The organism is Serratia sp. TSA_198.1 (assembly GCF_052686505.1).
In genome coordinates, this window is sequence record NZ_JBQZFP010000001.1 from 376,708 (window position 1) to 395,219 (window position 18,512).

An 18,512-nucleotide genomic window follows, 5' to 3' on the forward strand; every position below is an offset into this window, starting at 1 on the left:
GCGTGGCCGGCGCAAAAGCCCGCGCGGAATCGGCTTAAGCCAAAAGGATAGCGTATGCGTACTGAATATTGCGGGCAATTGAATCTGTCCCACGTGGGCCAGGAAGTCACTTTGTGTGGTTGGGTCAACCGTCGTCGCGATCTGGGCGGCCTGATCTTTATTGATATGCGCGACCGCGAAGGCATCGTGCAGGTGTTCTTCGACCCGGACCAGAAAGCCGCGTTTGACAAGGCATACGACCTGCGCAACGAGTTCTGCATTCAGATTGTCGGCACCGTGCGTGCGCGTCCGGACAGCCAAATCAATAAAGATATGTCCACCGGGGAAGTGGAAGTGTTCGCTCATGCTCTGGAGATCATCAACCGCTCCGAGCCGTTGCCGCTGGACTCCAACCAGGTCAACACTGAAGAAGCGCGCCTGAAATACCGCTACCTGGATCTGCGTCGCCCGGAAATGGCCGATCGCCTGAAGACCCGCGCCAAAATCACCAGCTTCGTGCGTCGCTTTATGGACAGCAACGGCTTCCTCGACATCGAAACCCCGATGTTGACCAAAGCCACGCCGGAAGGTGCGCGTGACTACCTGGTGCCGAGCCGTGTGCACAAAGGTAAATTTTATGCGTTGCCGCAGTCGCCACAGTTGTTCAAACAGCTGCTGATGATGTCGGGTTTTGATCGTTACTACCAAATCGTCAAATGCTTCCGCGATGAAGATCTGCGTGCTGACCGTCAGCCTGAATTTACCCAAATCGACGTTGAAACCTCTTTCATGACCGCCGATCAAGTGCGTGAAGTGATGGAAAAGTTGGCGCGTGACCTGTGGCTGGATGTGAAGGGCGTGGATCTGGGCGATTTCCCGGTCATGACCTTCGCCGAAGCGATGCGTCGCTATGGCTCCGACAAACCGGATCTGCGTAACCCGCTGGAGCTGGTGGACGTTGCCGATCTGGTGAAAGACGTTGAGTTCAAAGTATTCTCCGGCCCGGCTAACGATGCCAAAGGCCGCGTAGCCGCTATCTGCGTTCCGGGCGGCGCGCAGCTGACTCGTAAGCTGATCGATGAGTACGGCACCTTCGTTAACATCTATGGCGCCAAAGGCCTGGCCTGGCTGAAGGTCAACGACCGTGCCGCCGGCATGGAAGGCGTACAAAGCCCGATCGCCAAATTCCTCAGCGCGGAAGTGCTGGAGGCGATCCTGGCGCGTACCAACGCGCAGACCGGCGACATCCTGTTCTTCGGCGCAGACAGCGTCAAGATTGTGACCGATGCGATGGGTGCGCTGCGTCTGAAACTGGGTCGTGATCTGCAACTGACCAAGCTGGACAGCTGGGCGCCGCTGTGGGTGGTGGACTTCCCAATGTTCGAAGAAGACGGTGAGGGCGGCCTGGCGGCGATGCACCATCCGTTCACCGCACCGCGCGACATGAGCCCGGAAGAACTGAATTCGGCGCCAACCACGGCCATTGCCAATGCCTATGACATGGTGATCAACGGCTATGAAGTGGGCGGCGGTTCCGTGCGTATTCACCGCAGCGAAATGCAGCAGACGGTCTTCAGCATTCTGGGCATCAACGAACACGAACAGCGCGAGAAATTCGGCTTCCTGCTGGATGCATTGAAGTACGGCACGCCACCGCACGCCGGCCTGGCCTTTGGTCTGGACCGACTGGTGATGCTGCTGACCGGCACCGACAACATTCGTGACGTGATTGCCTTCCCGAAAACCACCGCGGCTGCCTGTCTGATGACCGAAGCGCCAAGCTTTGCCAACCCGGCGTCGTTGCAGGAGTTGGGGATTTGCGTGGTCAAGAAAGCCGCGTTACCGGAAGAGAACGAGTGATGAGCTACAAGCGGCCCGAGTCCATTTTGGTCGTGATTTACGCCAAATCCAGTGGACGGGTGCTGATGTTACAGCGGCGCGACGATACCGAATTCTGGCAGTCGGTTACCGGTAGCCTGGAGGAAAATGAGTCGCCGCCGCATGCCGCACGGCGTGAGGTCATGGAAGAAGTCGGCATCGATATCGAAGCAGAGAATCTGCCGTTGTTCGATTGCCAGCGTTGTGTGGAGTTTGAACTCTTTGTCCATTTGCGACATCGCTATGCCCCGGGAACCACGCGCAATAAAGAGCACTGGTTCTGTCTGGCGTTGCCTGAAGAGCGTGATCCGGTGATTACCGAGCATCATGCTTACCGCTGGCTTGAGGCGGCGCAAGCCGTGAAGTTGACCAAGTCCTGGAGCAATCAGCAGGCGATTGAAGAGTTTGTGATTAATTCAGTCCAGTAATTTTTTTCGGAGATTTTTTATGGCAGGTCATAGTAAGTGGGCCAACACAAAGCACCGTAAAGCTGCGCAGGATTCCAAGCGCGGTAAAATTTTCACCAAAATTATTCGCGAGCTGGTGACCGCCGCGAAACTGGGCGGTGGAGATCCAGGGGCTAACCCACGTCTGCGTGCGGCGATCGACAAGGCGCTGTCCAACAACATGACGCGCGACACCCTGAACCGCGCCATCGCGCGTGGCGTAGGCGGCGATGATGATTCCAACATGGAAACCATCATTTATGAAGGTTACGGTCCGGGCGGCACTGCCGTCATGATCGAATGCCTGAGCGACAACCGCAACCGTACCGTGGCCGAAGTGCGTCATGCCTTCACCAAATGCGGCGGTAACCTCGGCACCGACGGTTCCGTGGCTTATCTGTTCACCAAGAAGGGTGTAATCACTTATGCACCGGGCCTGGATGAAGACGCGGTGATGGAAGCGGCGCTGGAAGCTGGCGCTGAAGATATCGTCAGCTACGACGACGGCGTTATCGACGTATTCACCGCCTGGGAAAACCTGGGCGAGGTGAAAGATGCGCTGACTGCGGCCGGTTTCGCCGCCGACTCGGCGGAAGTTTCCATGATCCCATCGACCAAGGCCGATATGGATGAAGAAACCGCGCCGAAGCTGTTGCGTTTGATCGACATGCTGGAAGACTGTGACGACGTGCAGGAGGTTTACCACAACGGCGAAATCTCCGACGAGGTTGCAGCGACGCTGTAATGGAGTGGCAGTACGGCGCTGCTCTGTGGCAGCGCCTGGCGATGTTAATGCTTAACGCAAGGTGGGTGTAGGGATGACGATCATATTGGGTATCGATCCCGGGTCGCGCGTCACCGGTTATGGTCTCATTCGCCAGCAGGGCCGCCAACTGAGCTATATCGCCAGTGGCTGCATTCGCACCGTGGTGGATGACATGCCGACGCGGCTGAAATTGATCTACGCAGGCGTCAGCGAAATCATCACCCAGTTTAAACCTGATTTTTTCGCTATCGAACAGGTGTTTATGGCGAAGAACCCGGATTCGGCGCTCAAACTCGGGCAGGCGCGCGGCGTGGCGATCGTTGCTGCCGTGAACCAGGATCTGGAAGTGTTTGAATATGCGGCGCGTCAGGTGAAGCAAACGGTGGTCGGCACCGGTGCGGCAGAGAAGGCGCAGGTGCAGCACATGGTGCGCTCGCTGCTTAAACTGTCGGCCAACCCCCAGGCGGACGCCGCCGATGCGCTGGCTATCGCCATCACCCACTGCCATCTCAGCCAAAACGTGCTGCGAATGAGCGAAGGGCGGTTAAACCTGGCTCGTGGCCGTTTAAAGTAGCGCTTGGTCAGTGACAACTCAGGCTGGATATTCATCCAGCCTTTTTTATGTTATAAGCTTTACCAGCACGGCATGGCAGTCGGTCATGCTCAAGAATTCTGCAGGAGGGTAAATGATAGGTCGTCTCAGAGGATATATTCTGGAAAAGCAGCCGCCGCTGGTGTTACTGGAGGCAAACGGCGTGGGTTATGAAGTGCATATGCCCATGACCTGCTTTTATGAGCTGCCGGACCTGGGGCAAGAAGCTATCGTATTTACCCAATTTGTGGTGCGCGAAGACGCGCAGCTATTGTACGGCTTCAACGATAAACAAGAGCGCGCACTGTTCCGCGAGTTGATTAAAGTGAACGGCGTGGGCCCAAAACTGGCGCTGGCTATCCTGTCCGGGATGTCCGCACAGCAGTTTGTCAGCGCGGTAGAACGTGAAGAGATCACCACATTGGTGAAATTGCCGGGAGTGGGCAAGAAAACCGCCGAGCGGCTGGTGGTCGAAATGAAAGACCGCTTCAAAGGGCTTAATGGCGATCTGTTCAATAACAGCAGTGAGATCACGCTGCCCGCTTCGGCGACGCAGGCGGCCGAGCTGGACGCGGAAGCAGAAGCCGCTTCTGCACTGGTGGCATTGGGCTATAAACCGCAGGAAGCCAGCCGCATGGTCAGCAAAATCGCCAAGCCGGGCGCCGATTGCGAAACCCTGATCCGCGACGCGCTGCGCGCCGCACTGTAAGGTTGATAAGGGATAGAGAATGATTGAAGCCGATCGCCTGATTTCTGCTGAGCCGATCAACGAAGAAGAAATTCTTGATCGCGCCATTCGGCCAAAGCTGCTGACGGAATATGTCGGCCAGCCGCACGTGCGTGAGCAGATGGAAATCTTTATTCAGGCGGCCAAGCAGCGTGGCGACGCGCTGGACCATTTACTGATCTTCGGCCCGCCAGGGCTGGGTAAAACCACGCTGGCGAACATCGTCGCCAATGAGATGGGCGTTAACCTGCGCACTACCTCCGGCCCGGTGTTGGAGAAGGCGGGCGATTTGGCGGCGATGCTGACCAACCTCGAGCCGCACGACGTCTTGTTTATCGATGAAATCCATCGCTTGTCGCCGGTGGTGGAAGAAGTATTGTATCCGGCAATGGAAGATTACCAACTGGATATCATGATCGGCGAAGGCCCGGCTGCGCGGTCGATCAAACTCGATCTGCCGCCCTTTACGCTGGTGGGCGCTACCACCCGTGCCGGTTCTTTGACCTCACCGCTGCGCGATCGCTTCGGGATTGTGCAGCGCCTGGAGTTCTATCAGGTCGCCGATTTGCAGCATATCGTTTCACGCAGCGCCAACTGCCTGGGGCTGGATCTCTCGGAAGAGGGCGCTCACCAGGTGGCTCGTCGGGCACGCGGAACGCCGCGTATCGCCAACCGCTTGCTGCGCAGGGTACGCGACTTTGCCGAGGTCCGGGCCAACGGCGTGATCAATGGCGAAGTTGCGATGCAGGCGCTGGACATGCTGAACGTTGACGCCGAAGGTTTCGACTACATGGACCGCAAGCTGTTGCTGGCGATAATCGACAAGTTCGCCGGCGGGCCGGTGGGCCTGGATAACCTGGCGGCGGCGATTGGCGAGGAGCGCGAAACCATCGAAGACGTTATTGAACCCTTCCTGATCCAGCAGGGTTTTATCCAGCGAACGCCGCGTGGACGAATGGCGACCAATCATGCCTATAAACACTTTGGCATTGCGCGCGAAGAGTAAGAATTAAAACATTAAAAAGGGCCGCTGATGCGGCCCTTGTCACGTCAATCGGCAGCCCGGTATCAGGCCTGCTGCTTCCTGAATAAACTCAGCACAAACAGCACCGCAGCGCTCAGCACTACCGAGGGGCCTGCCGGGGTATCGTAAAATGCCGAGAAGGCCAGCCCGCCAGTGACGGCCAGCATGCCCACCAGCACTGCATAACCGGCCATCTGCTCAGGCGTGCGGGCGAATCGGCGTGCCGTGGCCGCCGGTATAATCAGCAGTGAAGTGATGATCAGCGCGCCGACGAACTTCATCGCCAGACCAATGGTCAGAGCGGTGACCAGCATCAGCACGGTGCGTGCCCGCACCAGATTAACGCCGTCTACGTGCGCCAGCTCAGGACTGATGGTCATCGACAGCAGGTTGCGCCACTGCCACCACAGAATCAGCAGCACGATGCTGACGCCGATGCCAATCATCCAGATATCGCTAAAGGTGACAGACAACAGATCGCCAAACAGATAGGCCATCAGATCGACCCGCACGTTGGACATTAGCGCCACGACCACCAGACCCAGCGACAGCGCGCTGTGCGCCATAATGCCGAGCAGGGTATCAACGGAAAGTTGCGGCCGGCGCTCCAGCCACACCAGCACCAGAGCCAGCACCAGCGTTACGGCAATCACCGCATAGAAAGGATTCACATCCAACAGCAGGCCGAAGGCCACACCCAACAGCGAGGCGTGCGCCAAGGTATCGCCAAAGTAGGACATTCGACGCCAGACAACAAATGAGCCTAGCGGACCTGCGGCCCCCGCCAACAGCACCCCGGCCAGCCAGCCGGGTAATAACAGTTCGATCATGCCTCACGGCCCCCGGTTTTCTTCAACACAATGCGTCCTTGCAGGTCGTGACGGTGATTATGGTGGTGGCGATAAACCGCCAGCTGTTCCGCTCCCCGGTTACCAAACATGGCGATAAATTCAGGGTGCATCGACACCACTTCCGGTGCGCCGGAACAGCAGATGTGTTGGTTGAGGCACAGCACCTCATCGGTTTTCGCCATTACCAGATGCAGGTCATGGGAAACCATCAATACCGCGCAACCCAGCTCTTTACGCAGTTGATCGATCAGATCGTACAACGCCAGTTGGCCATTGACGTCGACCCCCTGCGTCGGTTCATCCAGCACCAGCAACTGAGGTTTATTCAACAGCGCACGTGCCAGCAGCACCCTTTGGTTTTCGCCGCCGGAAAGCTTTTGCATCGGTTGCTCGAGCAGATGGGCCGCTTGCACGCGTTTCAGCGCCGGCAGGATATCGGCCTTTTTGACGCCGGGTTTCAAGCGCATAAAACGGCTGACGGTGAGCGGCAGGGTGGCATCGAGGTGCAGTTTTTGCGGCACATAACCGATGCGCAGGCCCGGCTCGCGTTCAAGCGTGCCTTCGGTTGGCGCAATGAGCCCCAGCACCACCCGCACCAGCGTAGATTTACCCGCACCGTTTGGGCCGAGCAGCGTCAGAATACGGCCCGGCTGGAGGCTGAGCGAAATATTCGACAGGACCTTGCGGCTACCAAAGGAGACGGTGATATTTTTTAGCGTTGTCAGTGTAGACATCTCGTGATTACATTTTGCAGAACTAACCGAATGTTATAATATCACGCCTCGCTGATGAAAACGACGGGATTACTGAGAATGGCACAGAAAAATAAATGGCTGCAACGCACGCTGCTGGCCAGCGCATTGATGATGGCCGGGCCGCTGAACAGCGCTTATGCCGCGGTGGTGACTTCCATTCGTCCGCTGGGGTTTATCGCTTCTGCGATAGCCGACGGCGTGACGTCAACCGAGGTGTTGCTGCCGGATGGCGCTTCGCCGCATGATTTTGCTCTGCGGCCTTCCGATATTCAGCGCCTGCGCGCCGCCGATCTGGTGGTGTGGGTAGGGCCGGACATGGAAGCCTTTCTGACCAAATCGCTCACCCCGGTATCGGCCAATCGTCAGTTGGCCATCAGTGAACTGAGCGGGGTGAAGCCCCTGTTGATGAAGGGTGACGACGACGATCATGGAGATGAACATGCCGGGGATGCGCATAACCATGCAGATCATGGCGAAGATGATGGACATCATCACGGCGAATATAATATGCACGTTTGGTTATCCCCGGAAGTGGCAAAAGTGACCGCGATCGCGATTCACGACAGGTTATTGGAACTTATGCCGCAAAATAAGGACAAATTAGACGCAAACCTGCGCCAGTTCGAGAATCTGCTGACGCAAACTGACAAAAATGTTGGTAACATGCTTAGGCCTGTGCAAGGCAAGGGATATTTTGTTTTTCATGATGCTTACGGCTACTTTGAAAAACACTTCGGCTTGAGCCCAATGGGCCATTTTACCGTTAATCCCGAAATACAGCCTGGAGCACAGCGCCTACACCAAATTCGAACACAGTTGGTTGAGCAGAAAGCAGTCTGCGTTTTTGCTGAGCCACAATTCAGGCCGGCCGTAATCAATGCCGTTGCCAAGGGTACCAAAGTGCGTTCTGGAACGCTGGACCCGCTGGGCACCGGCATCGCACTGGGGAAAGACAGCTACGGGAGCTTCCTGACTCAGCTGTCAAACCAGTACGTGAGCTGCCTGAAGTAAAGATTATGAGGAAAATATCGAGTGCAGCAGATAGTCCGAACTATCGCTCTGGCGTATAACAATCTGCCACGGCCCCATCGCGTCATGCTGGGGTCGCTGACAGTGGTTACACTGGCCGTCGCCGTTTGGCGGCCTTTTGTTTATCACCCAGAACATAACCCCATCGTAAAGAACATCGAATTAGAATCCAGCCAGTTACGGTCCTTACTGCCAGAAGCCAGTGAGCCGATCGACCTTGACCAAGCCACTCCCGATGATGACATCCCACAGGATGAGCTGGACCAGAAGGTCGCCGGCGAAGATGGCGTGCATGAATATGTAGTTTCTACCGGTGATACGCTGGGCAGCATTCTGACCCAGTACGGCATAGATATGTCGGACGTCTCTATGCTGGCATCGCAAAATCGCGATCTGCGTAATCTGAAGATTGGTCAGCAGTTGTCGTGGACGGTAAACGATGCCGGCGATCTGCAGCGTTTGACCTGGGAAGTCTCCCGGCGTGAAACCCGCACCTACGATCGCGTAGGCAATAGTTTCAAAGAAACCCAGGAAGCCCAGCAGGGTGAATGGCGTAATAACGTGATCAGCGGCCGCCTCAACGGCAGCTTCGTCAGCAGCGCCAGTGCTGCCGGCTTGAGCCGCGCTGAAATCAACGCGGTAATCAAAGCGCTGCAGTGGCAGTTGGATTTCCGCAAACTGCGCAAGGGCGATCAATTCTCGGTATTGATGTCACGCGAACACTTTGACGGCAAGAGCTCGCAAAGCCAGTTGCTGGGCGTACGTATGCGTTCCGGCGGCAAAGATTACTACGCCATTCGCGCTGAAGACGGCAAATTCTACGATCGTCAGGGCTCCGGCCTGGCGCGCGGCTTTATGCGTTTCCCAACCATGAAGCAGTTCCGCATTTCTTCAAACTTCAATCCGCGCCGGGTGAATCCGGTGACCGGACGCATTGCGCCGCATAAAGGCGTCGACTTTGCGATGCCGGTTGGCACCCCGGTGCTGGCGGTAGGTGACGGTGAAGTATTGATCGCTAAACGCAGCGGTGCCGCAGGCAACTATGTGGCGATCCGTCATGGCCGTCAGTACACCACACGTTATATGCACCTGAAAAAACTGCTGGTTAAACCAGGGCAAAAGGTCAAACGTGGCGACCGCATCGCGTTATCGGGTAACACCGGCCGTTCGACCGGGCCGCACCTGCATTTCGAAATGTGGACCAACCAACAGGCGGTCAACCCGTTGACGGCGAAACTGCCGCGTTCCGAAGGGTTGAGCGGTAAAGACCGCAGCGATTATCTGGCGCAGGTGAAGGAAGTGGTTCCTCAACTGCAGTTGGACTAATCCTTTTGTTCGGGCGCGTTGCCGCGCCAGTGATTCCATCGGCCTGATTGCGGGCCGATGCTGTTTTATATTGGCGCTTCGTCGTTGTTAATTGCAAAATCAGTCTTTGCAATTATGATTAGCCGAACCGCTAAGTTAAGAGCTTGTGCATGCAAAACGAGAAAAAATCGAACCTGGAGTTCATCCCGCAATTTCAAAAAGCCTTTTACCACCCACGCTACTGGGGCGTTTGGCTGGGAACCGGGCTGATGGCCGGCATTTCACTGATCCCTGCGCGCTTGCGCGATCCGGTGCTAGGTGCAGTTGGCAAACTGGTCGGCAAGGTGGCAAAAAGCGCCCGCCGCCGTGCGCGTATCAACCTGCTGTATTGCCTGCCGGAAGTGTCGGAAAACGAACGCGAGCACATTATTGACGAGATGTTCGCCACCGCACCGCAATCAATGATTCTGATGGCGGAACTGGCCTGCACCAAACCGGAAAAAGTGCTGCAGCGCGTGCGTTGGCACGGCGAAGAGGTGCTGGATAAGATCCGCGATGAAGGTCGCAACGTGATTTTCCTGGTGCCGCACGGATGGGCGGTGGATGTACCCGCAATGCTGATGGCGGCACGTGGTCAGCCGATGGCGGCGATGTTCCACAACCAAAGCAACCCTTTGGTGGATTATCTGTGGAATGCGGTGCGCCGTAAGTTTGGCGGCCGAATGCATGCGCGCAATGACGGCATCAAGCCGTTTATCAGCTCGGTGCGTCAGGGGTATTGGGGCTATTATCTGCCCGATCAGGATCACGGCGCCGAACATAGCGAGTTCGTCGACTTTTTTGCTACCTACAAAGCGACGCTGCCCGCGGTGGGGCGCCTGATGAAGGTGTGCCGTGCGGCAATAGTGCCTTTGTTCCCGGTGTATGACGGCAAAACCAGCATGCTGGATATCCATATTCGCCCGCCGATGGATGATTTGGCCACGGCCGATGACCCCTATATTGCGCGTCGCATGAATGAAGAAGTGGAGAATTTGGTAGGGCCGAATCCAGAGCAATACACCTGGATCCTCAAACTGCTGAAAACGCGTAAAGAAGGGGAAACTGAGCCCTATTCACGCGACGATTTGTATCGCTAAGCGGTACAGTCGCTTCCGGCCACAAGGGCCAGCCATCGAAAGGTGGCTGGCCCTTTGTTTTTACTGCGCTTATATATGCACCATACAGCCTTGCGCCATCAATGGTTCCAGTACCGCAGGCATTTGGGCGAAGTTGTTCCAGCGCAAATCTAATCGCCGCAGACGAGTCAATGCCGCCATGCTGTCCGGCAGCTCACTCAACCGGTTAGCGCGCAGGTCAAGCGTGGTGAGCGCCGTTAGTTGACCGAAACAGCCTGGCAGCTGCCGTAGCTGATTAGCGCGCAGATTGAGGTCGGTCAGGCTGGCTAAGTGGCAGAATGCCGCAGGCAGCCTGTTGATGGCGTTATTTTCCACGTCCAGCACCGCCAGTTCAGACAATTGCGAGATCTCTTCCGGCAACGTTTCCAGACGATTATTCATCAGGTGCAGTTCCCGCAGTGCGCTCAACTGTCCGATGGCGGCCAGCAACACGGTAATCTGGTTGTTATACAGCCTCAGTTCCTGCAGGCCGCTCAATTGAACGATAGCAGCCGGCAGTTCGCTCAGTAGGTTATCGGTCACGTTTAGATAGCGCAATTTATGCAAACGGCCCAGCTCTATGGGGAGCGTGCTGAAAGCGTTGTCGCTTAGATAAAGATAGGTCAGTTCGCTGAGTTGGCCGATGCTGGCAGGCACGCGCTCGGCTTTGTTGTGACCGCAATCCAGCATCGCCAGTTTTTGCCATTGGCCGAGCTCTTCCGGCAGTTCACTGAGTTGGTTACAGGAGATATTCAGTACCTGCAGCGCACGATGCTGAAAGATCTGCGCCGGAAACTGGCGGAGGCGATTGTCGTACAGGCTGATTTTCAGTAATGCGCTGCCCTGCAGGCGGTCATCATCCAGGCTTTCCAGCCCCTGGCCGTCAAGATCCAATGCAAGCGAACTGCTGTTTTGCTGTGGGTGTTGATGAAGCATCTTGGCTCTCCGTTTGCCTTAGCGGCGACTGGAGACGAGTTTATCAGGCGGAAAGGGCGGTGCGGGAAAAAATGCCGGCCGTGTTAACGGCCGGCGGCAAGCGAGGTTATTCTACGCGCAGGATACGGCTGGTGTTGGTGGTGCCAACGGTTTCCATCACGTCGCCCTGTGTCACGATCACCAGGTCGCCGGAAACCAGGAAGCCTTTGTCGCGCAGGCGATTCACTGCGTCATTGGCCGCGATGACGCCGTCGTTATGGCTGTCGAAATAAACCGGCGTAACGCCGCGATACAGCGCCGTCAGGTTCAGCGTGTGCTCATGACGTGACATGGCGAAGATCGGCAGTCCGGAGCTGATACGTGACATCATCAGCGCAGTGCGGCCCGACTCTGTCATGGCGATCAGTGCAGTCACGCCTTTCAGGTGGTTGGCGGCGTACATTGAAGACATGGCAATGGCTTCTTCTATGTTGTCGAACTGTACGTCCAAACGGTGTTTGGAGACGTTGATGCTTGGGATTTTTTCAGCGCCCAGACAAACGCGCGCCATCGCCGCCACGGTCTCCGCCGGGTACTGGCCCGCAGCGGTTTCGGCAGACAGCATTACGGCGTCGGTGCCATCCAGCACGGCGTTCGCCACGTCCATGACTTCGGCGCGGGTTGGCATCGGGTTGGTGATCATCGATTCCATCATCTGGGTCGCGGTAATGACGGCGCGGTTCAGCGTGCGGGCGCGACGGATCAGTTTTTTCTGAATGCCGACCAGTTCCGGATCGCCGATTTCAACGCCCAGGTCACCACGGGCGACCATCACCACGTCGGAAGCCAGGATGATGTCGTCCATTGCTTCGTCGCTGCACACGGCTTCGGCGCGTTCAACTTTAGAAACGATCTTGGCGTTGCAACCTGCATCGCGCGCCAGACGGCGTGCGTAGTTCAGGTCTTCGCCGGTACGCGGGAAGGAAACCGCCAGATAGTCGACGCCGATTTTTGCCGCGGTAATGATATCGGCTTTATCTTTCTCGGTCAGGGCTTCTGCGGACAGGCCACCGCCCAGTTTGTTGATGCCTTTGTTGTTGGACAGCGGGCCGCCAACGGTCACTTCGGTAAACACTTTCATGCCCTGAACTTCGAGCACTTTCAACTGTACGCGGCCATCGTCCAGCAGCAGTACGTCGCCCGGCACCACGTCGGCAGGCAGGCCTTTATAGTCGATACCGACTTTTTCTTTATCGCCTTCGCCTTTTGCCATGTTGGCATCGAGCAGAAATTTGTCACCGATATTGAGGAAGATTTTGCCTTCCTTAAAGGTGGAAACACGGATTTTCGGCCCTTGCAGGTCGCCCAGAATAGCGACGTGACGCCCCAGTTTGGCAGCGATTTCGCGCACTTTATCCGCGCGAGCCTGGTGATCTTCCGCGCTGCCATGGGAAAAGTTGAGCCGAACCACGTTAGCGCCGGCAGCAATGATCTTTTCAAGATTATTGTCGCGGTCAGTAGCCGGGCCTAGGGTGGTAACAATTTTGGTTCTTCTGAGCCGTCTGGACATGTATTACTCCGTTGACTGGTGAAGCAAAGTATTGGTGTTGCGATAACGTCGGATAACGAAACCAGGAGTGAAATGTAATTTTACTACACTGATGTTTCACCCGGGTTACCCGCATGAGCGTTTTACAGGTACTGCCTCTAAGACTGCCGTTCAAATTTTTCGGCAGGTTTTTTACATCGGTTACGAGTCGAAATTATTCGGAATAACTGCGCCCTTATCAAAGCGCGATTCTTTTAACGCTTCCTTGACCCGCTTCAAGTTATCTCTGAATTTAGCCCCTCTGCGCAAGGTAAATCCGGTAGCCAGAACGTCGATGAGCGTTAATTGCGCAATTCGGGACACCATCGGCATATAAACGTCTGTGTCTTCCGGCACATCGAGCAGCAGAGAAAGCGTCGCCGCATGGGCGAGGGGGGTATCGCGTGAGGTGATGGCGATCACCGTGGCGTCGTTTTCGCGCGCCAGTTGCGCCATTTCAACCAGGTTTTTGGTGCGGCCGGTGTGGGAAATTAATACCACCACGTCGCCTTCGCTGGAGTTCATGCATCCCATGCGTTGCATGACGATGTCATCGAAGTAGACCACCGGGATATTAAAACGGAAAAATTTGTTCATCGCGTCGTGGGCGACTGCCGCCGACGCGCCTAAACCAAAGAAAGAGATCTTTTTTGCCTGCGTAAGCAGGTCAACCGCACGATTGATTGCGGCAATATCCAAATTTGCCTTTACTGTATCCAGGCAGGCCATCACCGATTCGAATATTTTACCGGTGTAGGAATCGACGCTGTCATCTTCCTCCACGTTACGATTTACGTACGGGGTGCCGTTGGCCAGGCTTTGCGCCAGATGCAGCTTAAAATCGGGGAAGCCCTTGGTATCGAGACGGCGACAAAAACGGTTGACGGTGGGTTCGCTGACGTCCGCCATTTTGGCCAGCGTGGCGATACTGGAGTGAATGGCGGTTTGTGGGGAGGCCAGGATCACCTCGGCGACTTTCCTTTCAGATTTGCTCAGGAGCTCCAGATGGCTCTGGATTTTTTCCAGCGTATTCATATAACGAGAGTCACTCATGGTTTTATACCCGCAGACTTTCAAGCTGCCACTTGGAATCCATCGGATATGTCGATTTCAATCAAAGGAGAAATCAATGCCGGTTTAATGAAAATATACTACGTGCCGGTAACCGTTGGCAGTCTCGACAGAGGGTATGCAGACTTTTTTCATCAGAACATGACCTGTGTCTAACTTTCATAATGGTAAAAGAGCGTCAAAAAAGACAGAAAATTACAGTTTTTAGTTTCGTCAGCGGCGTTTACGCCCGATCGCGCTTAACACTGGAGTTTCTGGGGCTTTTTTTCTGCTTTTGATCCGGGTTTACTGGCCGTAGTCAAAGAGAGTACATTAGTAATGTAAGAAAATTACAAATATCCTGCAACGAGGAGATGAACATGGCGGTAACCTCTACAGCCCAGGCGTGTGACCTGGTTATTTTCGGCGCGAAAGGCGATTTGGCGCGTCGTAAGCTGCTGCCTTCCCTGTACCAGTTAGAAAAAGCCGGCCATATCCACCCGGAAACGCGGATTATCGGCGTTGGCCGTGCCGAGTGGGATAAAGAAGCCTATATCAAGGTGGTCAAGGAAGCGCTTGGCACCTTTATGAAAGAAAAACTGGATGACGAACTCTGGGCTACGCTGAGCGCGCGCCTGGATTTCTGCAACCTGGATGTGAACGACAGCAAAAACTTTACCAAACTGGGTAAAATGCTGGACCAGAAGCATCGCACCACCATCAACTACTTCGCCATGCCGCCAAGCACCTTCGGCGCGATCTGCAAAGGGCTGGGCGAGGCAAAACTGAATCACGACCCGGCGCGCGTCGTGATGGAAAAACCGTTGGGCACCGATCTGGCGTCTTCCCGCGTGATCAACGATCAGGTGGCGGAGTACTTCAACGAGTCCCAGGTTTACCGTATTGACCACTACCTCGGTAAAGAGACGGTACTGAACCTGCTGGCGCTGCGTTTTGCCAACTCGTTGTTTGCCTCCAACTGGGACAACCGCACTATCGATTCCGTACAGATCACCGTGGCGGAAGAGGTGGGCATCGAAGGGCGCTGGGGCTACTTTGACCAGGCCGGCCAGATGCGCGACATGATCCAGAACCACCTGCTGCAAATTCTGACCATGATTGCCATGTCGCCGCCGGCGGATCTGACCACCGATCGCATTCGTGACGAGAAAGTGAAGGTGCTGCGCTCGCTGCGCCGCATTAATCAGACCAATGTGCGTGAAACCACGGTGCGCGGCCAATACACCGCCGGTTTTGTGCAGGGCAAAAAAGTGCCTGGCTACCTGGAAGAGGAAGGGGCGAACAAAAGCAGCAACACCGAAACCTTCGTTTCTATCCGCGTGGATATCGACAACTGGCAGTGGGCCGGCGTGCCGTTCTACCTGCGTACCGGTAAACGCCTGCCGACCAAATGTTCTGAAGTGGTGGTTTACTTCAAGAACCCGCCGTTGAACCTGTTTAGCGATTCTTACCAGCAACTGCCGCAGAACAAGTTGACCATTCGACTGCAGCCGGATGAAGGTATCGAGATCCAGGTGCTGAACAAGGTGCCGGGGTTGGATCACAAGCACCGCCTGCAAACCACCAAGCTGGATCTGAGTTTCTCGGAAACCTTTAACCAGGAGCACGTGGCAGACGCCTACGAGCGTTTGTTGCTGGAGACCATGCGCGGCATTCAGGCGCTGTTCGTGCGCCGTGACGAGGTGGAAGAGGCTTGGAAATGGGTCGACTCCATCATGGACGCCTGGAAAGCGGACAACGAAGCGCCGAAACCTTACCAGTCTGGTACCTGGGGCCCGGTAGCCTCGGTCGCGATGATCACCCGCGATGGCCGTTCCTGGAACGAGTTCGAGTAACGACGCCGCCGGCAGCTTATCTGCCGGCATTTTTTTGCCCGCAGAACACGGGATAGCAACCTCACTTAGGGTACGGCCGGACGCCCGCATACACTTGCGGAGCCCTGTGGCAGGGGCGTGCCATTTATAAACCGTAAGTAGTGGAGACATAATAATGAAAAACTGGAAAACCAGCGCAGAACAGATCCTGACGACGGGCCCGGTGGTTCCGGTCATTGTGATCAATAAACTGGAACATGCGGTGCCGCTGGCCAGAGCGCTGGTCGCCGGTGGCGTTCGCGTGCTGGAGGTGACGTTACGTACCGCCTGCGCCATGGAGGCGATCCGCGCCATTGCCAAAGAGGTGCCGGAGGCGATTATCGGCGCAGGTACGGTAATTAATCCCCAACAGTTGCAAGAGGTGACCGAGGCCGGTGCGCAATTCGCTATCAGCCCAGGCCTTACCGAGGCGTTGCTGAAAGCCGCTACCGCAGGGACTATTCCGTTAATTCCGGGCATCAGCACCGTTTCAGAGCTGATGCTGGGCATGGATTACGGCCTGCGCGAGTTCAAGTTCTTCCCGGCAGAAGCCAACGGCGGCGTAAAAGCGTTGCAGGCTATCGGCGGCCCATTCCCGCAGGTGCGTTTTTGTCCGACCGGAGGCATCACGCCGAATAACTACCGAGATTACCTGGCGCTGAAAAGCGTGCTGTGCATCGGTGGATCCTGGCTGGTGCCGGCCGACGCGTTGGAAAGCGGCGACTACGAACGCATCAGCGAACTGGCGCGCAGCGCCGTCAAGGGCGCAGCGTTGTAACCCGCGCCGCGCCTGGGATTGGCGATTGTTTGCCCACCTTTGAAATCATCAAGGTTCAACGGCCCGTTGAACCTTTTTTTATTTTTAAAATGCTTAACTTTCTTATTTTTAACCCGTTTTTTTCTACTTTTTGTGAAAACGGCAGTTTGCTTTCTTATTTTGGCTATGGTACAAATATCGCAGTTGAAAATTTTACTTTTATGAGGATATTGGGCAAATCGCACGGTGTGCGGCTGAGAATAGAGAATAATTATGATGAAACTTAACGGAACTACCCTCAGAACCTCTACTTGCCAGCTTTTCCTTTCTGCCATCCTTGCCAGTGAGCATCACTGGTGCAGCGAGCTATAGCGTCTTTCTCCCTTAACCGGTGCTGGTGACAGGCTCAGTCCTTCGTCATTCCGCGTAGCCGGGCAAACATTTTTATTACGTTTGGGTCAATTTATCCCCAGGGATCTCTGCGTCGCCAGCGCCTTATTGCGCCTGTCCGACGAGATAAATCGGGATAAATACGCCTTAGCGTGCGTTATTCGCCGTTTGGGAGAAAAATTATGATTTATTGGATCTTTTTAGGTTTGGCTATCGTGGCCGAAATTATCGGTACCCTGTCGATGAAATACGCCAGTATCAGCGGCGGCATGACCGGGCATATCGTGATGTATGTGATGATCACCGCTTCTTACGTAATGCTGTCGCTGGCGATAAAACGCGTCGCCCTTGGCGTGGCCTATGCGCTATGGGAAGGTATCGGTATCCTGTTTATTACGCTGTTCAGCGTGTTGTGGTTTGATGAGCCGATCTCTGCGTTGAAAGTGTTGGGTCTGGTGACGTTGATTGCCGGCATCATGCTGGTGAAATCCGGCACCCGCAAGGTACGAAAACAGGTCAGCCCGCGAGGTAACAACCATGCAACAGCTTGAGTTGTACCACATCGGGTTTCTGGCACTGGCGATAGTCCTGGAAATTGTCGCCAACATCTTTCTGAAAATGTCGGACGGTTTCCGTAAAGTATGGATGGGTCTGTTGTCTCTGCTGTCGGTGCTGGGCGCGTTCAGTGCGCTGGCGCAGGCGGTGAAGGGGATTGATCTGTCGGTGGCCTATGCGCTCTGGGGCGGTTTCGGTATTGCCGCGACCATCGCCGCCGGTTGGATCCTGTTCGGCCAGCGGCTGAATGCCAAGGGCTGGATCGGCCTGGCGCTGCTGTTGGCGGGAATGGTGATTATCAAACTGGCTTAATCAGCGCGCAGAATGACAACATAAAAACCGCAGGGGTCACTCCCTGCGGTTTTTTGTTTACAGCGCGGCGATAATCTTGATTTCAACCTTGTACTTCGGGTTCATCAATTTGGCCTGCACGGTACAGCGTACCGGTGCGCTGCCGGCAACCACCCAGGCATCCCAGGCGGCGTTCATCGCGGCGAAATCTGCGGCGTCTGCCAGGAAAATAGTGGCATCCAATATCCGGCTCTTGTCGGAACCAACGCGGGCCAGCAGCACGTCAATGGCTGCCAGGGTGTTTGCCGTCTGTGCGGTGGCGTCGTCATCCAGATTTTCCGGTACGCTGGTGTAATAGACGGTGTCGTTGTGAATCACAGCTTCGGACCAGCGTTGGTCGGGATCAATGCGTTCGATGTTCATTCAGTTATCTCCATATCATCATCACCTTAAGGGTAACACAGCCGTCGGCAGAAATACGCGACGATAAACCCGTCGTCTTTCAAGCTGCAGTGCAGCTTGAAAGCCATAGGGTAAAAGTCTGTGGTAGCCGTGCGGCAGGATTGGCATAATCACCGCTGAA

The 18,512-nt window shown here is 55.6% G+C and carries 19 protein-coding genes; 13 read left to right on the top strand and 6 right to left on the bottom strand.

All coding sequences use genetic code 11. The annotated features are described in order from the left end of the window. The first annotated feature begins 54 nt into the window (after nt 1-54). The 6 genes from aspS to ruvB all read left to right on the top strand — a co-directional run bounded on the left by aspS (nt 55) and on the right by ruvB (nt 5,394). Nucleotides 55-1,839, top strand: coding sequence for an aspartate--tRNA ligase (gene aspS / locus ACUTSW_RS01785; RefSeq protein WP_445583524.1), 1,785 nt, complete (start codon nt 55-57; stop codon nt 1,837-1,839). After that, a complete protein-coding gene (gene nudB / locus ACUTSW_RS01790) occupies nt 1,839-2,285 on the top strand; it encodes a dihydroneopterin triphosphate diphosphatase (protein WP_006325886.1) in 447 nt (148 codons plus the stop codon). Before aspS ends, nudB begins: the two co-directional genes overlap by 1 nt. Nucleotides 2,286-2,304: 19 nt before the next feature. Next, nucleotides 2,305-3,048: a YebC/PmpR family DNA-binding transcriptional regulator gene (locus ACUTSW_RS01795; protein WP_445583525.1), complete on the top strand. Its 744-nt coding sequence runs from the start codon at nt 2,305-2,307 to the stop codon at nt 3,046-3,048. Nucleotides 3,049-3,121: 73 nt separating this feature from the next. Continuing rightward, entirely contained in the window at nt 3,122-3,643 is a 522-nt protein-coding gene (gene ruvC, locus ACUTSW_RS01800) for a crossover junction endodeoxyribonuclease RuvC (protein WP_004945529.1), read from the top strand. A gap of 112 nt (nt 3,644-3,755) precedes the next feature. Continuing rightward, complete coding sequence (gene ruvA, locus ACUTSW_RS01805) at nt 3,756-4,370, top strand: Holliday junction branch migration protein RuvA (protein ID WP_004945526.1); 615 nt, start codon at nt 3,756-3,758, stop codon at nt 4,368-4,370. 19 nt (nt 4,371-4,389) lie between these two features. Then, the gene (gene ruvB, locus ACUTSW_RS01810) at nt 4,390-5,394 is read left to right on the top strand and encodes a Holliday junction branch migration DNA helicase RuvB (protein WP_004945523.1); all 1,005 of its coding nucleotides are present in this window, start codon (nt 4,390-4,392) and stop codon (nt 5,392-5,394) included. 62 nt (nt 5,395-5,456) lie between these two features. Here ruvB and znuB read toward each other — a convergent pair whose 3' ends face one another. Then, entirely contained in the window at nt 5,457-6,242 is a 786-nt protein-coding gene (znuB, locus tag ACUTSW_RS01815; RefSeq protein WP_006325884.1) for a zinc ABC transporter permease subunit ZnuB, read from the bottom strand. Then, nucleotides 6,239-6,997: a zinc ABC transporter ATP-binding protein ZnuC gene (znuC, locus tag ACUTSW_RS01820; RefSeq protein ID WP_062871073.1), complete on the bottom strand. Its 759-nt coding sequence runs from the start codon at nt 6,995-6,997 to the stop codon at nt 6,239-6,241. Before znuC ends, znuB begins: the two co-directional genes overlap by 4 nt. A 78-nt stretch (nt 6,998-7,075) precedes the next feature. On the opposite strand from znuC, the gene znuA reads away from it, so the two are divergent. The 3 genes from znuA to lpxM all read left to right on the top strand — a co-directional run bounded on the left by znuA (nt 7,076) and on the right by lpxM (nt 10,491). Continuing rightward, nucleotides 7,076-8,029 carry a zinc ABC transporter substrate-binding protein ZnuA gene (gene znuA, locus ACUTSW_RS01825; RefSeq protein ID WP_062871072.1) on the top strand — a complete coding sequence of 318 codons (954 nt, stop codon included), beginning with the start codon at nt 7,076-7,078 and terminating at the stop codon, nt 8,027-8,029. Nucleotides 8,030-8,050: 21 nt separating this feature from the next. Then, entirely contained in the window at nt 8,051-9,373 is a 1,323-nt protein-coding gene (gene mepM, locus ACUTSW_RS01830) for a murein DD-endopeptidase MepM (protein ID WP_062871071.1), read from the top strand. 149 nt (nt 9,374-9,522) lie between these two features. Then, nucleotides 9,523-10,491, top strand: coding sequence for a lauroyl-Kdo(2)-lipid IV(A) myristoyltransferase (gene lpxM / locus ACUTSW_RS01835; protein ID WP_445583526.1), 969 nt, complete (start codon nt 9,523-9,525; stop codon nt 10,489-10,491). Between the two features lie 69 nt (nt 10,492-10,560). Here lpxM and ACUTSW_RS01840 read toward each other — a convergent pair whose 3' ends face one another. From ACUTSW_RS01840 to ACUTSW_RS01850, 3 genes are all read right to left on the bottom strand, one after another. After that, entirely contained in the window at nt 10,561-11,445 is an 885-nt protein-coding gene (locus ACUTSW_RS01840) for a leucine-rich repeat domain-containing protein (protein ID WP_445583527.1), read from the bottom strand. Nucleotides 11,446-11,551: 106 nt separating this feature from the next. Beyond that, a complete protein-coding gene (gene pyk / locus ACUTSW_RS01845; RefSeq protein ID WP_004945505.1) occupies nt 11,552-12,994 on the bottom strand; it encodes a pyruvate kinase in 1,443 nt (480 codons plus the stop codon). 180 nt (nt 12,995-13,174) lie between these two features. Next, a complete protein-coding gene (locus tag ACUTSW_RS01850) occupies nt 13,175-14,047 on the bottom strand; it encodes a MurR/RpiR family transcriptional regulator (protein WP_006325867.1) in 873 nt (290 codons plus the stop codon). A gap of 395 nt (nt 14,048-14,442) precedes the next feature. Between ACUTSW_RS01850 and zwf the strand changes: the two genes are divergently transcribed. From zwf to mdtI, 4 genes are all read left to right on the top strand, one after another. Beyond that, nucleotides 14,443-15,918 (top strand): glucose-6-phosphate dehydrogenase, encoded by a 1,476-nt coding sequence (gene zwf, locus ACUTSW_RS01855; RefSeq protein ID WP_004945501.1) that lies wholly within the window; start codon nt 14,443-14,445, stop codon nt 15,916-15,918. Between the two features lie 154 nt (nt 15,919-16,072). Next, nucleotides 16,073-16,714 carry a bifunctional 4-hydroxy-2-oxoglutarate aldolase/2-dehydro-3-deoxy-phosphogluconate aldolase gene (locus ACUTSW_RS01860; RefSeq protein WP_445583528.1) on the top strand — a complete coding sequence of 214 codons (642 nt, stop codon included), beginning with the start codon at nt 16,073-16,075 and terminating at the stop codon, nt 16,712-16,714. Between the two features lie 551 nt (nt 16,715-17,265). After that, nucleotides 17,266-17,634: a multidrug/spermidine efflux SMR transporter subunit MdtJ gene (gene mdtJ / locus ACUTSW_RS01865; protein ID WP_062791864.1), complete on the top strand. Its 369-nt coding sequence runs from the start codon at nt 17,266-17,268 to the stop codon at nt 17,632-17,634. After that, a complete protein-coding gene (mdtI, locus tag ACUTSW_RS01870) occupies nt 17,621-17,950 on the top strand; it encodes a multidrug/spermidine efflux SMR transporter subunit MdtI (RefSeq protein WP_020453871.1) in 330 nt (109 codons plus the stop codon). Before mdtJ ends, mdtI begins: the two co-directional genes overlap by 14 nt. A gap of 57 nt (nt 17,951-18,007) precedes the next feature. Here mdtI and ACUTSW_RS01875 read toward each other — a convergent pair whose 3' ends face one another. Beyond that, nucleotides 18,008-18,352, bottom strand: a complete 345-nt coding sequence (locus tag ACUTSW_RS01875) for a RidA family protein (protein ID WP_004945489.1) — start codon at nt 18,350-18,352, stop codon at nt 18,008-18,010. Nucleotides 18,353-18,512: the final 160 nt, after the last annotated feature.

What these genes read in the sequence shown, in the direction of transcription:
- aspS (WP_445583524.1), top strand. Translation starts at nt 55, where the DNA reads ATGCGTACTGAATATTGCGGGCAATTGAATCTGTCCCACGTGGGCCAG.
- nudB (WP_006325886.1), top strand. Translation starts at nt 1,839, where the DNA reads ATGAGCTACAAGCGGCCCGAGTCCATTTTGGTCGTGATTTACGCCAAA.
- ACUTSW_RS01795 (WP_445583525.1), top strand. Translation starts at nt 2,305, where the DNA reads ATGGCAGGTCATAGTAAGTGGGCCAACACAAAGCACCGTAAAGCTGCG.
- ruvC (WP_004945529.1), top strand. Translation starts at nt 3,122, where the DNA reads ATGACGATCATATTGGGTATCGATCCCGGGTCGCGCGTCACCGGTTAT.
- ruvA (WP_004945526.1), top strand. Translation starts at nt 3,756, where the DNA reads ATGATAGGTCGTCTCAGAGGATATATTCTGGAAAAGCAGCCGCCGCTG.
- ruvB (WP_004945523.1), top strand. Translation starts at nt 4,390, where the DNA reads ATGATTGAAGCCGATCGCCTGATTTCTGCTGAGCCGATCAACGAAGAA.
- znuB (WP_006325884.1), bottom strand. Translation starts at nt 6,242, where the DNA reads ATGATCGAACTGTTATTACCCGGCTGGCTGGCCGGGGTGCTGTTGGCG.
- znuC (WP_062871073.1), bottom strand. Translation starts at nt 6,997, where the DNA reads ATGTCTACACTGACAACGCTAAAAAATATCACCGTCTCCTTTGGTAGC.
- znuA (WP_062871072.1), top strand. Translation starts at nt 7,076, where the DNA reads ATGGCACAGAAAAATAAATGGCTGCAACGCACGCTGCTGGCCAGCGCA.
- lpxM (WP_445583526.1), top strand. Translation starts at nt 9,523, where the DNA reads ATGCAAAACGAGAAAAAATCGAACCTGGAGTTCATCCCGCAATTTCAA.
- ACUTSW_RS01840 (WP_445583527.1), bottom strand. Translation starts at nt 11,445, where the DNA reads ATGCTTCATCAACACCCACAGCAAAACAGCAGTTCGCTTGCATTGGAT.
- pyk (WP_004945505.1), bottom strand. Translation starts at nt 12,994, where the DNA reads ATGTCCAGACGGCTCAGAAGAACCAAAATTGTTACCACCCTAGGCCCG.
- ACUTSW_RS01850 (WP_006325867.1), bottom strand. Translation starts at nt 14,047, where the DNA reads ATGAATACGCTGGAAAAAATCCAGAGCCATCTGGAGCTCCTGAGCAAA.
- zwf (WP_004945501.1), top strand. Translation starts at nt 14,443, where the DNA reads ATGGCGGTAACCTCTACAGCCCAGGCGTGTGACCTGGTTATTTTCGGC.
- ACUTSW_RS01860 (WP_445583528.1), top strand. Translation starts at nt 16,073, where the DNA reads ATGAAAAACTGGAAAACCAGCGCAGAACAGATCCTGACGACGGGCCCG.
- mdtJ (WP_062791864.1), top strand. Translation starts at nt 17,266, where the DNA reads ATGATTTATTGGATCTTTTTAGGTTTGGCTATCGTGGCCGAAATTATC.
- mdtI (WP_020453871.1), top strand. Translation starts at nt 17,621, where the DNA reads ATGCAACAGCTTGAGTTGTACCACATCGGGTTTCTGGCACTGGCGATA.
- ACUTSW_RS01875 (WP_004945489.1), bottom strand. Translation starts at nt 18,352, where the DNA reads ATGAACATCGAACGCATTGATCCCGACCAACGCTGGTCCGAAGCTGTG.